This is a genomic window from Glutamicibacter sp. AOP5-A2-18 (genome assembly GCF_052446055.1).
In the GTDB taxonomy this organism is placed as follows: Bacteria; Actinomycetota; Actinomycetes; order Actinomycetales; family Micrococcaceae; genus Glutamicibacter.
In genome coordinates, this window is record NZ_JBQSVW010000001.1 from 1,447,814 (window position 1) to 1,463,480 (window position 15,667).

Consider the following 15,667-nt stretch of genomic DNA (forward strand, 5'->3'; position numbering starts at 1 on the left):
ATGTGCCAGATCTTCTCTCGATATACCTAGAGTATCGAGTCATTGCGGCGATGCACCTCATGCCCAGGTTTGAAGTATGAAACTTCACGAGTACGAAGTTCTCAATATATGAGACGAACTCTCACATGTTGGACTTGGGTCGCTAGAGTTAAAGCATGGCAAATGAATTTGATATTGCGGTCATTCCAGGCGACGGGATTGGCCCGGAAGTAGTCAACGAAGCGGTCAAAGTACTGAACTATGTCACTAACGGCGGCAAGTACAACGTCAAGCTCACGGAGTACAAGCTCGGAGCAGAGCATTGGCTTGAGACTGGCGAGACGCTTCCAGATGAAACATTGGCCGCGATCAAGGAACATGACGCCATTCTCTTTGGAGCTGTTGGTGCAGCTCCGGGGGACACCCGAATTCCTTCGGGAATCATTGAACGCGAGCTACTTCTGAAGCTACGTTTCTCTCTGGATCACTTTGTGAACCTTCGCCCGTCTAAGCTCTATGCGGGAATTGAGAGTCCGCTGGCCAACCCGGGCGACATTGATTTCATTGTGGTTCGCGAAGGCACAGAGGGACCATATGTAGGTAACGGTGGCTCGGTACGAACCGGAACTGAGCACGAGATTGCCACGGAAGTATCGGTTAATACTGCTTACGGCGTCGAGCGAGTAGTGCGTGACGCTTTCCGCCGTGCTGCCGGCCGCGAACGTAGGCACGTGACCTTGGTCCACAAACACAACGTCCTGGTGCACGCCGGGCACCTATGGAAGCGCACCGTTGAGGCAGTTGCTCAAGAGTTCCCCGAAGTAACTCATGACTACCTGCACGTGGACGCCGCAACAATTTTCTTGACCACTGATCCTTCTCGCTTTGATGTTATTGTCACCGATAATCTCTTTGGCGATATTCTGACTGACCAAGCCGGAGCCATTACCGGCGGTATCGGATTGGCCGCAAGCGGCAACATCAACATGGAGCGTACCTACCCCTCAATGTTTGAACCGGTTCACGGCTCGGCTCCAGATATTGCTGGTCAGCAGAAGGCAGATCCAACTGCTGCAATTCTGTCCGTTGCTCTGATGCTTGATCATCTTGGATTGTCAGAAGAAGCACGCACAGTTGAGCAAGCTGTTGAAAAAGAGATCACTTCACGTCAAGAATTGACCGATAATCGCACCACCAGTGAAATTGGCGATGCAATTGTCGCGTTACTGGCATAAGCTGAACGTGTCGTTTCCGGTTATGAGCTAACCGGTAGCAATTCCACGAACGGGTGTTCCGCTTTGGAGTGGAGCATCCGTTCTTTGTTTATTGAGCTAGGAAGTCCAAGGGTAGATGGAATTCACCGAAAATCTCTCAACGAGTCGCAAGAGCACAGATGAGCGCGCCAGCGTATTGGCCAACCCAGGATTTGGGGACTTCTTCACTGACCACACTGCTGTCGTTGACTGGACGGCCAATGAAGGTGGACACGATGGCACGTGGCATGACGCACGAATTGAACCGTACGGTCCCATTGCAATGGATCCAGCGGCTTCGGTACTTCACTACGGGCAAGAGATCTTTGAAGGTCTGAAAGCTTACCGTCATGAAGACGGGTCAGTATGGAGCTTCCGTCCTCGCGCCAACGCTGCACGACTGAACAAGTCAGCTCAGCGTCTAGCATTGCCACAACTGGACGAAGACGTATTCGTTGATTCGCTAAAGAAGCTTGTTGCCACAGACATTGACTGGGTGCCAACTGGTGAAGGCGAAGCGCTTTACCTGCGTCCATTCATGATTGCCACCGAGGCCTTCCTCGGAGTCCGTGCTGCGCGTGAGGTTTCCTACCGCGTCATTGCCTCTCCCGCGGGAAACTACTTCGGTGGTGAGCTCAAGCCTGTAGCCATTTGGGTCTCCAAGGACTACGCACGTGCCGGTCGCGGTGGAACCGGCTCGGCCAAGTGTGGTGGCAACTACGCAGCTTCGCTCATCGCACAGCTGGAGGCAGAGGAGCACGGCTGCAAGCAGGTGCTGTTCCTAGATTCGTTCAACGACAATGCAGTTGAAGAACTCGGCGGAATGAACGTTTTCTTTGTCACTAAGGAGAATAAGCTGGTCACCCCTGCTTTGACTGGAACCATCCTTGAAGGCGTCACCCGATCATCGGTCATTCAGCTTGCCAAGGACCGCGGCATGGAAGTCGAAGAACGCAAAATCACTTTGGACGAGTGGCGTGACGGTATCGCTTCCGGGGAGATCTCAGAAGTATTTGCCTGTGGTACCGCTGCAGTCATCACTCCGATTGGTGTTCTGAAAAATGGTGATGAACTTATCGGAAACGAAAGTGCTCCGGCCGGTGAAGTGACCATGTCAATTCGTGAGGAACTGCTTGGTATTCAGTTGGGCACCGTTGAAGACCGACACGGTTGGCTGGAGAAGTTGGCCTAGGGGTCAATGCTAGCGACTACGATGGTCTCGGGGATTATTTCCCGAGACCGTTGTTTTTGTCTGTAAAGGATTAACATGCATGTACTGGTAACTGGTGGCGCTGGCTATATAGGGTCGCACGCGGTGCTCCTATTGCTTGAAGCAGGACACAAAGTATCCGTATTTGATAATTTGAGCAATTCTTCTCCAGAATCACTCAAGCGAGTACGCGAGATGTCAGGTTCTGCGCCACAACTGTTTACTGGTGATCTGCTTGATAGTGAACGTTTAGATTTTGTTCTCCAGGAGACGCAGCCTGATGCTGTGATTCACTTTGGCGGATTAAAGGCCGTAGGTGAGTCGGTCGAAAAGCCTATTACCTATTACCAGAACAATGTTGTTGGCACCTTGAACTTGGTGTCCGCAATGGAAAAGGCCGGGGTTAAGAGACTGGTATTCAGCTCCTCGGCGACAGTTTATGCAGAATCCACCGAGTTGCCATTGGTCGAAGGTGCGCAGCGTGACGCTTCAAACCCTTACGGCCGAACCAAGCTTCACATTGAGCAAATTCTTGAGGACCTTGCGGTGTCGGATAACTCGTGGTCAATTGCGACGCTGCGTTACTTCAACCCTGTGGGCGCACACCCATCGGGCAATATCGGTGAAGATCCGCAAGGCATTCCAAATAACCTGATGCCGTTCATTGCTCAGGTAGCAGTGGGACGCCGCAGCGAAGTTCAAGTCTTTGGCAACGACTACCCAACCTATGACGGTACTGGCGTTCGAGATTACATTCACGTCATGGACCTCGCACAAGGCCATCTTGACGCGCTGGACTTCCTCAGTAGCAACACCGGTCAGTACGCATGGAATTTGGGTACAGGCAGCGGAACCAGTGTCCTCGACGTTATTGGTGCATTCTCGCGAGCTTGCGGACGTCAACTACCATACAAACTAGTTGACCGACGCCCGGGGGATATCGCCGAGTACTACGGTGATCCAACCACTGCGCGATTGGAGCTAGGGTGGAAAGCGGAACGCGGTGTTGAGGAAATGGCCCGCGATATGTGGCAGTGGCAGTCTATGAACCCAGAGGGCTACCCGGAATACGCACTGGGCAACATTTCTGAAGAAGAAATGAACGAGTTTATTCGCGGCGAACGTACTTCGCTGGCCAAGAAAAATTAGACAAGAGAAGTAATCGAATGAAAATAGCAAGATTTGTAGTCGACAGTGATCCGCTTTACGGAGTCGTTGACGGAAACGAAATTCACGTTCTTGCCGGAGACCCGTTCTTCCAAGGCATCAAGACCACCGGCGCAACGCACAGTTTGGACGACGTGCGATTGGTTGCTCCGATCATTCCGCGCTCCAAGGTTGTGGGATTCGGCCGTACTTACCGCGAACATGCCAAAGAACTAGGCAACGAGGTCCCTAAGGAACCGATCATGTTCCTCAAGCCAAATACCTCGGTAGTTGGACATGGCGATCCAGTGACGTTGCCCGCATTTTCTGATGAAGTTTCCTTCGAAGGTGAACTGGCTGTTGTCATTGGTCGAATCTGCAAGGATGTTCCTGCCGATAAGGCACAGGACGTTATCTTTGGTTACACGGTGGCTAATGACCTGACCGCGCGTGATGCGCAGCGATCGGACCCGCAGTGGGCGCGAGCCAAGGGATTTGATGGCTCTTGCCCATTAGGTCCATGGATTGAAACTGAAATTGCGGACGCCGATGACTTGGGAATTATTTCCCGTGTTAACGGCGAGGTACGTCAAGACGGATCGACGAGCGATCTGATCTGGCCAGTCAACGAACTGATCGCACGCGCATCAGAAGCCTTCACGCTGTTGCCTGGTGATGTGATCATGACCGGCACTCCTGCAGGCGTGGGACTCGTTGAAGCCGGTGACGTCGTTGAAATTGAGGTCGAAGGTATTGGCTCCTTGCGTAGCGTCTTCCGCCGCTAGGCCCTAGGTCTGTCAGAGTTCCGTGAGGTAGAACTGCACTGGCTCTCGATCACTTATGTGATCGGGAGCCTTGCGTTTTAAATGCAACTTTGCGCGTCAAAGGCATAGAATGAAGACATCATGATTGATCTATCGCTGATTCCTGAAGTAACCGAAGAAACCCCGGTTCGCGTCCGCTTTTGCCCATCACCCACTGGCACGCCACACGTTGGCCTGATCCGTACGGCCCTTTTCAACTGGGCCTACGCGCGTCACACCGGCGGAAAGATGATCTTCCGCATTGAAGACACTGATGCAAAGCGTGACTCGGAAGAAAGCTACAACCAGGTGCTAGAAGCATTGGGCTGGTTGGGCATCGACTGGGACGAGGGCGTGAACGTGGGCGGACCCCACGAGCCGTACCGTCAGTCGCAGCGTGGTGAAATCTACCAAGACGTCATTGCTAAGCTTCGAGCAGCTGGACATGTTTACGAGTCTTACTCGACTCCTGAGGAAGTTGAAGCTCGTCACAAGGCAGCAGGCCGCGATCCAAAGCTTGGCTATGACAACTTTGACCGTGAGCTCACCGATGAGCAGAAAGCTGCATTCAAGGCCGAAGGTCGTGAGCCAGTTTTGCGCGTCCGCATGCCAGACCACGATGTAACTTTTAATGACTTAGTTCGCGGAGAGATCACCTTTAAGCCTGGCACTGTGCCGGACTACGTAGTAGTTCGTGCCAATGGTCAGCCTCTATACACCCTGGTTAACCCAATCGATGATGCTCTGATGGGTATCACCCACGTACTGCGTGGTGAAGACCTTCTTTCTTCCACTCCGCGACAGGTCGTTTTGTATGCATTGCTCCATGACATTGGGGTCGCGCAGTACATGCCACGCTTTGGACACCTGCCTTACGTCATGGGGCAAGGTAATAAGAAGCTGTCCAAACGTGATCCAGAGTCAAGCTTGTTCTTGCACCGTGATAATGGATTCATCCCTGAAGGCCTACTGAACTACTTGGCTCTACTTGGTTGGTCCCTGAGCGCTGATGAAGATATCTTCTCGCGTGATCAGCTTATTGAAGCCTTTGACGTGACGGACGTGCTGTCTAACCCAGCACGCTTTGACGTGAAGAAGGCCGAAGCTATCAACGGTACTCACGTGCGCATGCTTGAGCCACAAGATTTCCGTGACCGTTTGGTTCCTTACCTTCAGGCTGCTCAGCTTGTTGGTGAAGAACTTACCGCGCGCGAAAACGAGATCTTGGATCAGGCTGCTCCACTGGTGCAGGAACGCATTGCCTTGCTCGGCGAAGCTACAGACATGCTTGAGTTCCTCTTCAAATCAGATGATCAGATCGTTATCGCTGACAATGCGCTTAAGGGCATGCCAGCTAACTTGGTCGAGGTCGTTGATGCATCAGTAGCCGCTTTGGAAACTGTTAGCGAATGGAATGCTGAACAGATTCAGGTTGCCCTGCGTGCAAAGCTCGTTGACGAACTGGAATTGAAGCCTCGTCAGGCTTTTGGTCCAGCTCGTGTTGCCATCTCAGGCAAGCGAGTTTCTCCTCCGCTTTTCGAGTCAATGGAAATCCTGGGACGCGAATCGAGCCTGAACCGCTTGCGTGCATTCGGTGAAAGCCGATAGATAGCCACTGAAGGTTTTCTTGCTTTGAACCGTCGCTCCGAGGCGCCGCAGCATTTTTGTTGTAGCCCTCGGGGCGACGTTTTTGTGTCACGGACGCGTTGGTCTACCTGCGACGCAGAACTCTCTGTTTCGTTCTTGGCTAGTCGTAGGAAGAGTGCGTTAATTCACAGATACTAAACACTGGGTTCTGTGCTTGATAAAGGTCAACTGAACTGAGCTTTTCCGCACCATGTCGCGCAATATCTCCTTAGAAACGAACACAGTTCACGATTTGTGTTGATAATCGTAGAGCTGTATAGTTTTATCTCGTGCTGCGGGAGTGGCCGGAAATCAGAAGTACCTGAAGTCCCTAAACCTCCAAGTCACATTGGGATATGGTGTAATTGGCAACACAGCAGTTTCTGGTTCTGTCGTTCTAGGTTCGAGTCCTGGTATCCCAGCGCTTCACCAAAGTAATTTGGTGAGTTGAAGATTCGTCTTCAGCATACGGCCCCATCGTATAGCGGCCTAGTACTCCGCCCTCTCACGGCGGCAACACGGGTTCGAATCCCGTTGGGGTCACCACATTAAAACCACGGAGAAATCCGTGGTTTTTTGTTTTGCCCCAAAATTCCGCGTTGGGCTCTCCATAATCACCGTTGTCATAAGGCAAGATGGTGCACATGGAGTCGAATTCAGATCAGAGCGAAAGCGCAGCAAGTAATGTTGCTAGTGGTAGAGGATTCAGCAGCGTCGCCACCCAGAACCTGACTGAACTACGAGACACACTCACCGAATTAGTTTTTGTTCACGGTCCCTCAGAAGCTGTGTCACAAAGCGAAGAGTTGCGTGCCAAAACCTTGCACCAGATTTCTGATTACCTTCTGCCCCGTGTATCAAACTTGGGAGCACCGTTGCTTGCCGTGGTTGGCGGGTCTACCGGTTCAGGAAAATCGACTTTGGTGAATTCACTGCTGGGGGAGCAAGTTAGCGTTTCCGGTGCCGTGAGACCGACCACTCGAACTCCAGTTCTTGCATTTAATCCTGCAGACCAAGCATTTTTTGATTCGGAACGCGTATTACCGGAACTCAGCAGGGTATCTGGACAAGGTTTCGCTGTTGTCGGCGACTCATCTCGAAGTGATGCGCTGCTCATGACTCCACATGAACGCGTTCCGCAGGGTCTAGCAATTTTGGACGCGCCGGATATTGACTCGGTATCTGACGATAATCGGGCTCTTGCGGGACAGCTTTTGAACGCAGCTGATCTATGGATTTTTGTCACCACAGCCAACCGCTATGCCGACGCCCTGCCGTGGGATCTGCTTACCGACGCCGGCGTTCGAAACATTACTGTGTGCGTCGTACTCAACCGCGTACCTCTGGGCGCTGAGAAAGACATCGTCCCTGATCTACGACGACTGTTAACGGAAAAGAATCTTGACCCTGCGCTGCTCCACGTACTGAACGAGACGCAGCTAAGCGAGGACAAGCTAATTCCGGCAGACCAGGTAGCTCCACTATCTTTGTGGCTTAACGAGCTGGCTGCGGATGCGACCAGAAGACAGCAACTAGCAGCCCAAACGCTTGAGGGAGCAATGCGCAGAACCACAGCTGACGCGGGTGAGCTGCTGGCCGAAGTGCAAGATCAAGAGAATCAACTTGCTGAACTTCGCAAACTAACTTCCGACAGGTTCGATCAAGCGCTGGCGAGAATTAATGAAGGGTTAGACGACGGGTCGCTTCTTCGAGGGGAAATCTTGGCCCGGTGGCAAGACTTCGTCGGCGCAGGAGAGCTACTTCGCGGGATTGAAGGTGCCGTTGGCCGCATGCGCGATCGCGTGAGCTCGTTCTTCTCAGGACGGCCAGCCGCGACCCATAAAGTGGAACAGGCGATTGAATCTGGACTCCATACAGTCTTCATTGCAGAAATTACCAAAGCCTGCCACGACATAGACAGATCTTGGAAAAACACACCTCTGGGGCAAGTGCTTCGAGGCGAACTCAGTTCGCCTCGGCCCGCCGCTGACTTTAATGAGCAAGCTGCCGACAGCATTCGGCTTTGGCAAAAAGACATTCTTGAGATGATCCGTGAAGAAGGTGCGGGCAAACGTAAGACCGCCCGTATGGCCGCTTTTGGTGTTAACGGAGTCGCGGTGATCTTGATGGTGGTGGTCTTTGCCTCCACCGCTGGGCTCACCGGGCTAGAGATCGGTATTGCCGGCGGGTCCGCGGTTGTTGGCCAGAAGCTCTTGGAAGCGATTTTTGGTGAGGACGCTGTGCGTCGCATGGCTTCACGAGCAAGAAAAATGCTTGATACGCGAGCAAAAGCACTCATTGCAAATACATCCGAGATCTACACGAATGAAATAGACGGACACTCGCAGCCTGAGGTTGTAGAGGCATTGAACCGTGCTACGGAGAGCCTGAACAGCAAGGGGGCCCGCAAATGACGGAACGCAAAGTAGTCCGTGCAGCCAATGGTCTTGATCAGCAGATCAACAGCGTCGTCCAAGCGATGCAACTTGCTGAACCATACCTGGACACGGAGAGTATAGATTTAGCCGCTGCAGTCATCAACAAAGCTGAATCACGCCGTCAACTATCAGCTGACCACGTAGTAGTTGGGTTGTTCGGGGCTACCGGAAGCGGAAAATCCACACTTTTCAACGCACTCGTTGGCCAGAAGCTAGCAACCACAGGGGTCATTCGACCTACAACAACAAAGACCGTCGCGGCCATTTGGGAGACCGAAGGTGCCAACGAACTCCTTGATTGGCTACAAGTCACTGACCGCCACGTCATTGAGAAGTCTGCTGAAGGGAAAAGAAGGGTAACCAAGAAGTCCCTAGACTCAGGGTTGATGCTCTTGGATCTGCCCGATATGGACTCCACAAGAGTAGAACACCATGAGATTGCCACCCGGCTGGTTGGTCAAGTGGACTTCTTAGTCTGGGTGCTAGATCCCCAGAAGTACGCCGACGCGTCGATTCATCATGGATATCTGAATTCCTTGCGCAGTCAACAGGGAAATATTGTGATTGTCCTGAACCAAATCGACAAGGTTGCAGAATCAGACCGCAAGAACGTCGTGCATTCATTGCGCGAGATCCTCGCGCAATCTGGTCTTGAACGGTTGCCGGTAGTTTGTGCTTCTGCAGTGACTGGCGAGGGTCTGGACGAGGTTCAGAAGCAGATTGCAACTGTGGCTAAGAACAAGGCTTTGTCTACTCGGCGTTTACGTTCTGACGTAGATCAAGTTATCCATAGGCTCAACGGTGATTTGAGCACCGAAAAGGTGCGTTTGCCGGGGCAAATGCATCAAGCAGAGCTTGAACAGACAATTGCCAATGCGCATGGAGCAAAGTACATCGCGGATGCTGTTGAAACTTCGTACAAGCTTCGTGGCGCGCAACGCACCGGCTGGCCACTGACCACGTGGTTGATCCGACTGCGAAATGACCCGTTGCAGAGAATGAATTTGGGGCGTAGTAGGCAAACTTCTGATTTGTCCATTACTTCGCGTCCAGAGCGTTCGGTTGCAGAATCCGCGGCTATTGATCATGGGATCGACAAGTACGTAGCAGAGGCTACAAGTCAATTGCCGGAGAGCTGGCATGAACCGATTAGAGATGATGTCAGCTCAAACGTTACTTCGTTGGACAGCGCAGTAGACTCAGCCATCGCCGCAACACCACTTGGGGTGGAACGTTCTTCTTGGTGGTGGCCAGTGATCAAGTTTGTTCAGTGGGTGGCACTGCTCGCTGCACTGGCAGGGGCTCTTTGGCTCGCGGCCTACCCGGTGGCCGGATACTTCCAATTTGACCTGCCAGAAGCGCCGCGCATAGAGGGCCTAGCCGTACCAACGTTGGTTCTTGTCATTGGTGTGTTGCTTGGCGTGGTGCTGGGTATAGGGTGCTCGTTCGTCAATCGAATAGTGGCTAAAGTTAAACGTAGAAAAGCGTTGAAGAATATTCAACGTTCTGTGTCGGGTTTGGTCCGGACGGCAATCGTTGATCCGGTTGATCAGTACCTGAACACTTACAACAGTTATGCCGAACTCATCAGCTCGGCAGCAAAGAAAGCCGAATAGAACTCCGTGACTAATTTTCAATCCGAAGCTACGGTTGGTGACCTTGGCGAGCAAGGAATACTTGACGCCATTTTGCCGCTTCTTGATTCAAGCAAAGCGAGCTTGGGTCCCGGTGACGACGCGGGTGCGTTGCGCGTGGCCGGGGGAGAAGTTCTCGTTTCGGTTGACACGCTAGTTGAAAATCAAGACTTCAGATTGGTCTGGCCCAGCGGTCAAGAACACAAGGCTTATGACATTGGGTGGAAGTCAATTGCCCAAAATGTCTCTGATATCAACGCAATGGGTGGCAAATCCACGGGGGCTGTTATCTCGCTATCCCTTCCTGAAAACACGCCATTGGAGTGGGCCAAGGATTTTGCGCAGGGCGTTACGGATGCAATCAAGTATCTCGGAGCAGAGGAACTGACTATCCTCGGCGGTGATCTTGGAAAGGCATCAGAAATTTCGGTGACTACCACGGTGCTCGGTGAATCTGAGCATGGAAAAATTCTGCGTAGCGGTGCCAAGCCGGGTGACCTTTTAGCTGTGGCTGGCCATTTGGGTGATGCTGGTGCCGGTCTAGAAGTACTGGAGCATCAAAGCGATTCAGCAACCTGGAACAGAGCTGTGCGTCGGTTAGTCGCTGGACAGTGTAGGCCTGTTCCTCCATTGGGCTCTGGACCTCGCGCCGCAGAAGCTGGTGTTCATGCACTCATGGATATTTCGGATGGGCTGATTCGTGACAGCGCCCGGATGGCTAAAGCCAGCGGTGTGAGCATTGATCTTGATCTTGAGGTTCTCAAGAAATTTGCTGAACGGTTAAAGCCGGCTGCTGTGTTGACCAAGCAAGAGCCGATGAAGTGGGTTTTGCACGGAGGTGAGGATTTTGGACTCCTGGCTGCTTTCCCGAAGGCTTCGGATGTGCCAGAAGAATTCACTGTCATTGGCAAAGTCACTGCCCGCAGTGGCCGTCGGTCTGTGGTGACTGTGGGTGGCAAGCCCGCTCTTGGAAGTGCGGGCTTTGATCACTTCAGCTAAGTCAGCCTAGCGGCCGCAGCGTCGAGGTTAGACGTGGTCGTTCTGAACGCGCAGTAGTTCGGAAAGTTCGTGGGCCGCGCTGGTCACCGCTTCATGATGTATTTTGCCCGGCTGTCGGGTTAGACGTTCAATCGGTCCTGACAGCGATAACGCGGCGATGACTCTTCCAGACTGTCCGCGAACTGGAGCTGACACGGAGGCGACGCCTGGTTCACGTTCGCCCAGTGATTGGGCCCAACCGCGTCTGCGCACGCCGGCGAGGATTGTTGGAGTGAAGCGAGCATGGTGAAGCCCATCAACCATGCGTTCATTGTCTTCCCACGCAAGCAGAATCTGGGCGGCGGAGCCTGCCTTCATAGACAACTGTGTTCCTACCGGAATGGTGTCTCGTAAACCGATAGGTCGTTCTGCGCTGGCAATGCACACACGGAAGTCACCTTGCTTGCGGAAAATCTGAGTACTCTCACCGGTGATATCTCGAAGCTTAATCAGAATCGGCCCAGCGGCGCTCACAAGACGGTCTTCGCCGGCGGCGCTAGCCAGCTCTACTAACCGGTTGCCCAGCTCAAAACGGCCATGCATGTCTCGTCCAACGAGTCCGTGATGCACTAAGGATTGGGCAATGCGATGCACGGTGGGACGTGAAATATCGGTCAGGTCCACAAGCTGAGAAAGGGAAGTGGGTCCATTCTCAAGCGCGTTGAGAATAGCCGCTGCTTTGTCGAGTACGCCTACACCGCTACCAATAGTCATACAGTTAGTATCGCGTCTCATTATTTGAGATTCAAGTCCGCATACTGGAAAAGACTCTCTGTGAAGTGTCAAAGTTGAACTACCACAATTACGTAGCTTGAGGAGTGTGTCGCATGTCCGTCATGCAGTCGCCCCAGACATTGGCAGAAAAAGTTTGGAACGCACACGTTGTGCGCCATGGAGAAGGCAACGGCGAAGCCCGTCAGCCTGATTTGATCTACATTGATCTCCACCTATTACACGAGGTGACGTCCCCGCAGGCCTTTGAAGGTTTGCGCTTAGCGGGACGTCAACTGCGTCGCCCAGATCTGACCATTGCGACAGAAGATCACAACACTCCCACGCTTGAAATCGATAAGCCTATTGCTGATCTCACCAGTCGTACGCAGATTGAAACCTTGCGCGAGAACTGTAAAGAGTTCGGCGTGCGTCTGCACTCGCTGGGTGACAAGGAACAGGGAATCGTTCACGTTGTCGGCCCCCAGCTGGGGCTGACCCAGCCTGGCATGACCGTTGTTTGCGGAGACTCTCACACCTCGACCCACGGTGCCTTCGGCGCTTTGGCATTTGGTATCGGAACTTCCGAAGTTGAACACGTCATGGCTACTCAGTCTTTGAGCCTGAAGCCTTTTAGGACCATGGCCATCAACGTTGAAGGCACTCTGAAGCCGGGTGTTACCGCGAAGGATATTATCTTGGCTGTTATTGCCAAGATCGGTACCGGTGGCGGTCAAGGTTACGTACTTGAATACCGCGGTTCAGCAATTCGCTCGCTGTCCATGGACGCACGTATGACCATCTGTAACATGTCAATTGAAGCTGGCGCTCGCGCTGGCATGATTGCTCCAGATGAAACGACTTTTGAATACGTCAAGGGACGTCCACACGCGCCACAAGGCGAAGACTGGGACGCAGCAGTTGCCAACTGGAACACCTTGCATTCTGATGAAGGCGCGAGCTTTGACGCAGAAGTCTTCCTGAATGCTGATGAACTTGAGTCGTTTGTCACCTGGGGTACTAACCCTGGTCAAGGCGTTTCGCTCTCGCAGAGTGTTCCTTCTCCGGAAGATTATGAAGACGAGAATGACCGTAAGGCTTGCGAACGCGCATTGACCTATATGGGCCTGACTGGCGGAACGCCAATGAAGGACATTCGTGTTGACACAGTCTTCTTAGGATCGTGCACCAACTCCCGAATGGAAGATCTGCGAGCGGCTGCAGAAGTAGTCAAGGGCAAGGTTAAAGATCCAAACGTGCGGATGATTGTCGTTCCGGGTTCGGCTCGCGTTCGCTTGGAAGCCGAAGCAGAAGGCTTGGATCAGATATTCAAAGACTTTGGAGCAGAATGGCGTTTCGCCGGTTGCTCAATGTGCTTGGGAATGAATCCAGACCAGTTGGATGAGGGGGAGCGTTGCGCTTCGACCTCCAACCGAAACTTTGAAGGACGTCAGGGCAAGGGTGGGCGTACCCACTTGGTTTCACCGCTGGTTGCAGCTGCAACCGCAGTGCGCGGAACCCTGTCTTCACCTAGCGACCTGGCTAATACTCCGGCCGCAGTCTAGAAAGGATTACCATCATGGAAAAGATTCTTACTCATACCGGCATTGGTGTCCCACTGCGTCAGAGCAACGTGGACACGGACCAGATCATCCCGGCCGTTTATCTGAAGCGTATTACCCGTACTGGGTTTGAGGATGCCTTGTTTGCTGGCTGGCGCCGTGACGAGAACTTCATCCTGAACAAGGAACCTTTCAACGAAGGTTCTGTGTTGGTAGCGGGCCCGGACTTTGGTACAGGTTCTTCTCGTGAGCACGCAGTATGGGCGCTGAAGGACTACGGCTTCAAAGCTGTAATCTCAGCTCGGTTTGCTGATATCTTCCGTGGGAACTCTGGCAAGCAGGGATTGGTTGCTGCCGAGGTTGCTCAAAGTGATATTGAGCTGATCTGGAAGGAACTGGAGAATAATCCAGGCACTACCGTGAGCGTTGATCTTGAGTCACGCACGGTTCAGTGTGGATCGATTTCTGCTCCGTTCCAGATTGATGATTACACTCGCTGGCGCCTGATGGAAGGTTTGGATGACATCGGGCTGACCTTACAGCAGGAAGACGCCATCACGGCGTATGAAGCCACGCGCCCGGAGTACAAGCCAAGAACCCTGCCTGCTAAAACCGCCGGGTAATTCTCACGCGCTATTGCGGAATAATAGGTCCGTTCTCATCTGTTCAAATAGGTGAAGAACGGACCTACCTTTCTTTAAGGACGCACATACCGTGCGAGAAGGCTGACGTGGCTGAAAGCATGCTCACAATGTGTGCGCCACACGATGACCTGAACGTATCAACAGCTTGATAAGCGGTATGCTTGCTAAGTCCTGCCAGTTCGAAAGCTCAAAAGCTTCGGCGGGCGATAACGACTACGCGATGAGGTAATTCATACATGGGTAAGATCTTGACGATCCATGGTGGTGTCCCACTTAAGGGCACCGTACGAGTCGGCGGAGCTAAGAACCTAGTGCCAAAAGCCATGGTTGCAGCTCTGCTCGGTGACACTCCTTCGGTTTTGCGAAACGTACCGGAGATTAAAGATGTCGTTGTAGTACGCAGCTTGCTTGAAATCCACGGAGTCAAGGTTGATCAGGACCCAACCACCGGTGACCTCTCGCTGGATCCAACCAATGTGAAGACCGCGTCGAATCAAGCAATTGATGCGCACGCTGGTGATTCACGTATTCCTATTCTTTTCTGTGGCCCACTGATCCACGCACTGGGTGAAGCCTTCATTCCAGACCTTGGTGGTTGCCGCATTGGTGACCGTCCAATCGATTTCCACCTAGAAGTTCTTCGCGAATTCGGTGCAGTCGTGGACAAGGCTCCTGATGGCATTCGTATCTCGGCTCCAAACGGTCTCACTGGTGCCAAGCTGAACCTTCAGTACCCAAGCGTTGGTACCACCGAGCAGGTACTGCTTTCGGCGGTTCGCGCTAAGGGTGTTACCGAGGTCAGTAACGCAGCTATTGAGCCAGAAATTCTAGATTTGATCTCGCTGTTGCAGAAGATGGGCGCAATCATCTCTGTACACCGTGACCGTGTGATCCGTATTCAGGGTGTAGATAAGCTCAGCGGCTTTGACCACACTTCGCTGCCAGACCGCAACGAGGCAGCTTCATGGGCTTCGGCAGCGCTGGTGACCAAGGGTGATATTTTCGTTCAGGACGCGCAGCAGCGTGACCTGACCGCATTCCTGCACGTATACCGCCAGATTGGTGGCGAGTTCGAGGTCAAGTCCAACGGCATTCGTTTCTACCACCCAGGTGGAGATCTGAATCCGTTGATCCTCGAAACCGACGTTCACCCCGGCTTCATGACCGACTGGCAGCAGCCGTTGGTTGTTGCTTTGACCCAGGCTAAGGGTGTCTCGGTAATTCACGAGACGGTCTATGAAAACCGTTTCGGTTTCACCGACGCTTTGGTGCGCATGGGTTCTACGGTTCAGGTGCACACTGACTGCCTTGGTTCCACTCCTTGCCGGTTTGGCCAGCGAAACTTCAAGCACTCTGCAGTTGTTGTCGGTCCTGCAAAACTCAGCGGCGCAGACATTGACGTTCCAGACTTGCGTGGTGGCTTCTCGCACCTGATCGCTGCTTTGGCAGCTGAAGGTACCAGCCGTGTGACCGGGATTGAAATCATCAACCGCGGTTACGAGCACTTCATGGACAAGCTTCAGGGTCTGGGCGCAAACGTCGAGCTGAGCAACTAACTAAGGGGATCTCGTACGTGGTAAAGATCCTGGCTCCCGGAGAGTCTGCTAGCACCAAACTTGTGTT

The 15,667-nt window shown here is 52.9% G+C and carries 12 protein-coding genes and 2 tRNA genes; 13 read left to right on the forward strand and 1 reads right to left on the reverse strand.

Going from position 1 to position 15,667, the window contains the following annotated elements:
• Positions 1 to 155: 155 nt before the first annotated feature.
• The 10 genes from ACT3RW_RS06840 (at position 156) to thiL (ending at position 11,088) form a co-directional block, all read left to right on the forward strand.
• Entirely contained in the window at positions 156 to 1,214 is a 1,059-nt protein-coding gene (locus ACT3RW_RS06840; RefSeq protein WP_444613251.1) for a 3-isopropylmalate dehydrogenase, read from the forward strand.
• 115 nt (positions 1,215 to 1,329) lie between these two features.
• On the forward strand, positions 1,330 to 2,424 hold the full coding sequence (locus ACT3RW_RS06845; RefSeq protein ID WP_444613252.1) for a branched-chain amino acid aminotransferase: 1,095 nt from the start codon (positions 1,330 to 1,332) through the stop codon (positions 2,422 to 2,424).
• 75 nt (positions 2,425 to 2,499) lie between these two features.
• Positions 2,500 to 3,591, forward strand: coding sequence for a UDP-glucose 4-epimerase GalE (gene galE, locus ACT3RW_RS06850; RefSeq protein ID WP_444613253.1), 1,092 nt, complete (start codon positions 2,500 to 2,502; stop codon positions 3,589 to 3,591).
• Positions 3,592 to 3,608: 17 nt separating this feature from the next.
• On the forward strand, positions 3,609 to 4,373 hold the full coding sequence (locus ACT3RW_RS06855; protein ID WP_444613254.1) for a fumarylacetoacetate hydrolase family protein: 765 nt from the start codon (positions 3,609 to 3,611) through the stop codon (positions 4,371 to 4,373).
• Positions 4,374 to 4,493: 120 nt separating this feature from the next.
• A complete protein-coding gene (gene gltX / locus ACT3RW_RS06860) occupies positions 4,494 to 5,999 on the forward strand; it encodes a glutamate--tRNA ligase (RefSeq protein ID WP_444613255.1) in 1,506 nt (501 codons plus the stop codon).
• Between the two features lie 368 nt (positions 6,000 to 6,367).
• Positions 6,368 to 6,439, forward strand: a tRNA-Gln gene (locus ACT3RW_RS06865).
• A gap of 48 nt (positions 6,440 to 6,487) precedes the next feature.
• Positions 6,488 to 6,563: transfer RNA gene (locus tag ACT3RW_RS06870), tRNA-Glu, on the forward strand.
• 98 nt (positions 6,564 to 6,661) lie between these two features.
• A complete protein-coding gene (locus ACT3RW_RS06875) occupies positions 6,662 to 8,431 on the forward strand; it encodes a dynamin family protein (RefSeq protein ID WP_444613256.1) in 1,770 nt (589 codons plus the stop codon).
• Entirely contained in the window at positions 8,428 to 10,071 is a 1,644-nt protein-coding gene (locus ACT3RW_RS06880) for a GTPase (RefSeq protein ID WP_444613257.1), read from the forward strand. The genes ACT3RW_RS06875 and ACT3RW_RS06880 overlap by 4 nt, the downstream gene beginning before the upstream one ends.
• Positions 10,072 to 10,077: 6 nt before the next feature.
• A complete protein-coding gene (thiL, locus tag ACT3RW_RS06885; RefSeq protein ID WP_444613258.1) occupies positions 10,078 to 11,088 on the forward strand; it encodes a thiamine-phosphate kinase in 1,011 nt (336 codons plus the stop codon).
• Positions 11,089 to 11,115: 27 nt separating this feature from the next.
• Here thiL and ACT3RW_RS06890 read toward each other — a convergent pair whose 3' ends face one another.
• The gene (locus ACT3RW_RS06890; protein WP_444613259.1) at positions 11,116 to 11,841 is read right to left on the reverse strand and encodes an IclR family transcriptional regulator; all 726 of its coding nucleotides are present in this window, start codon (positions 11,839 to 11,841) and stop codon (positions 11,116 to 11,118) included.
• Positions 11,842 to 11,963: 122 nt separating this feature from the next.
• On the opposite strand from ACT3RW_RS06890, the gene leuC reads away from it, so the two are divergent.
• From leuC to murA, 3 genes are all read left to right on the forward strand, one after another.
• Positions 11,964 to 13,403: a 3-isopropylmalate dehydratase large subunit gene (gene leuC / locus ACT3RW_RS06895; RefSeq protein WP_444614622.1), complete on the forward strand. Its 1,440-nt coding sequence runs from the start codon at positions 11,964 to 11,966 to the stop codon at positions 13,401 to 13,403.
• Positions 13,404 to 13,417: 14 nt separating this feature from the next.
• Complete coding sequence (gene leuD / locus ACT3RW_RS06900; protein WP_444613260.1) at positions 13,418 to 14,023, forward strand: 3-isopropylmalate dehydratase small subunit; 606 nt, start codon at positions 13,418 to 13,420, stop codon at positions 14,021 to 14,023.
• A gap of 257 nt (positions 14,024 to 14,280) precedes the next feature.
• Positions 14,281 to 15,600 carry a UDP-N-acetylglucosamine 1-carboxyvinyltransferase gene (murA, locus tag ACT3RW_RS06905; RefSeq protein WP_131088023.1) on the forward strand — a complete coding sequence of 440 codons (1,320 nt, stop codon included), beginning with the start codon at positions 14,281 to 14,283 and terminating at the stop codon, positions 15,598 to 15,600.
• The last annotated feature ends 67 nt before the right edge of the window (positions 15,601 to 15,667 follow it).

Excerpts from the sequence above, each read along its gene's own strand:
- ACT3RW_RS06840 (WP_444613251.1), top strand. The coding sequence starts at position 156 with ATGGCAAATGAATTTGATATTGCGGTCATTCCAGGCGACGGGATTGGC.
- ACT3RW_RS06845 (WP_444613252.1), top strand. The coding sequence starts at position 1,330 with ATGGAATTCACCGAAAATCTCTCAACGAGTCGCAAGAGCACAGATGAG.
- galE (WP_444613253.1), top strand. The coding sequence starts at position 2,500 with ATGCATGTACTGGTAACTGGTGGCGCTGGCTATATAGGGTCGCACGCG.
- ACT3RW_RS06855 (WP_444613254.1), top strand. The coding sequence starts at position 3,609 with ATGAAAATAGCAAGATTTGTAGTCGACAGTGATCCGCTTTACGGAGTC.
- gltX (WP_444613255.1), top strand. The coding sequence starts at position 4,494 with ATGATTGATCTATCGCTGATTCCTGAAGTAACCGAAGAAACCCCGGTT.
- ACT3RW_RS06875 (WP_444613256.1), top strand. The coding sequence starts at position 6,662 with ATGGAGTCGAATTCAGATCAGAGCGAAAGCGCAGCAAGTAATGTTGCT.
- ACT3RW_RS06880 (WP_444613257.1), top strand. The coding sequence starts at position 8,428 with ATGACGGAACGCAAAGTAGTCCGTGCAGCCAATGGTCTTGATCAGCAG.
- ACT3RW_RS06890 (WP_444613259.1), bottom strand. The coding sequence starts at position 11,841 with ATGACTATTGGTAGCGGTGTAGGCGTACTCGACAAAGCAGCGGCTATT.
- leuC (WP_444614622.1), top strand. The coding sequence starts at position 11,964 with ATGCAGTCGCCCCAGACATTGGCAGAAAAAGTTTGGAACGCACACGTT.
- leuD (WP_444613260.1), top strand. The coding sequence starts at position 13,418 with ATGGAAAAGATTCTTACTCATACCGGCATTGGTGTCCCACTGCGTCAG.
- murA (WP_131088023.1), top strand. The coding sequence starts at position 14,281 with ATGGGTAAGATCTTGACGATCCATGGTGGTGTCCCACTTAAGGGCACC.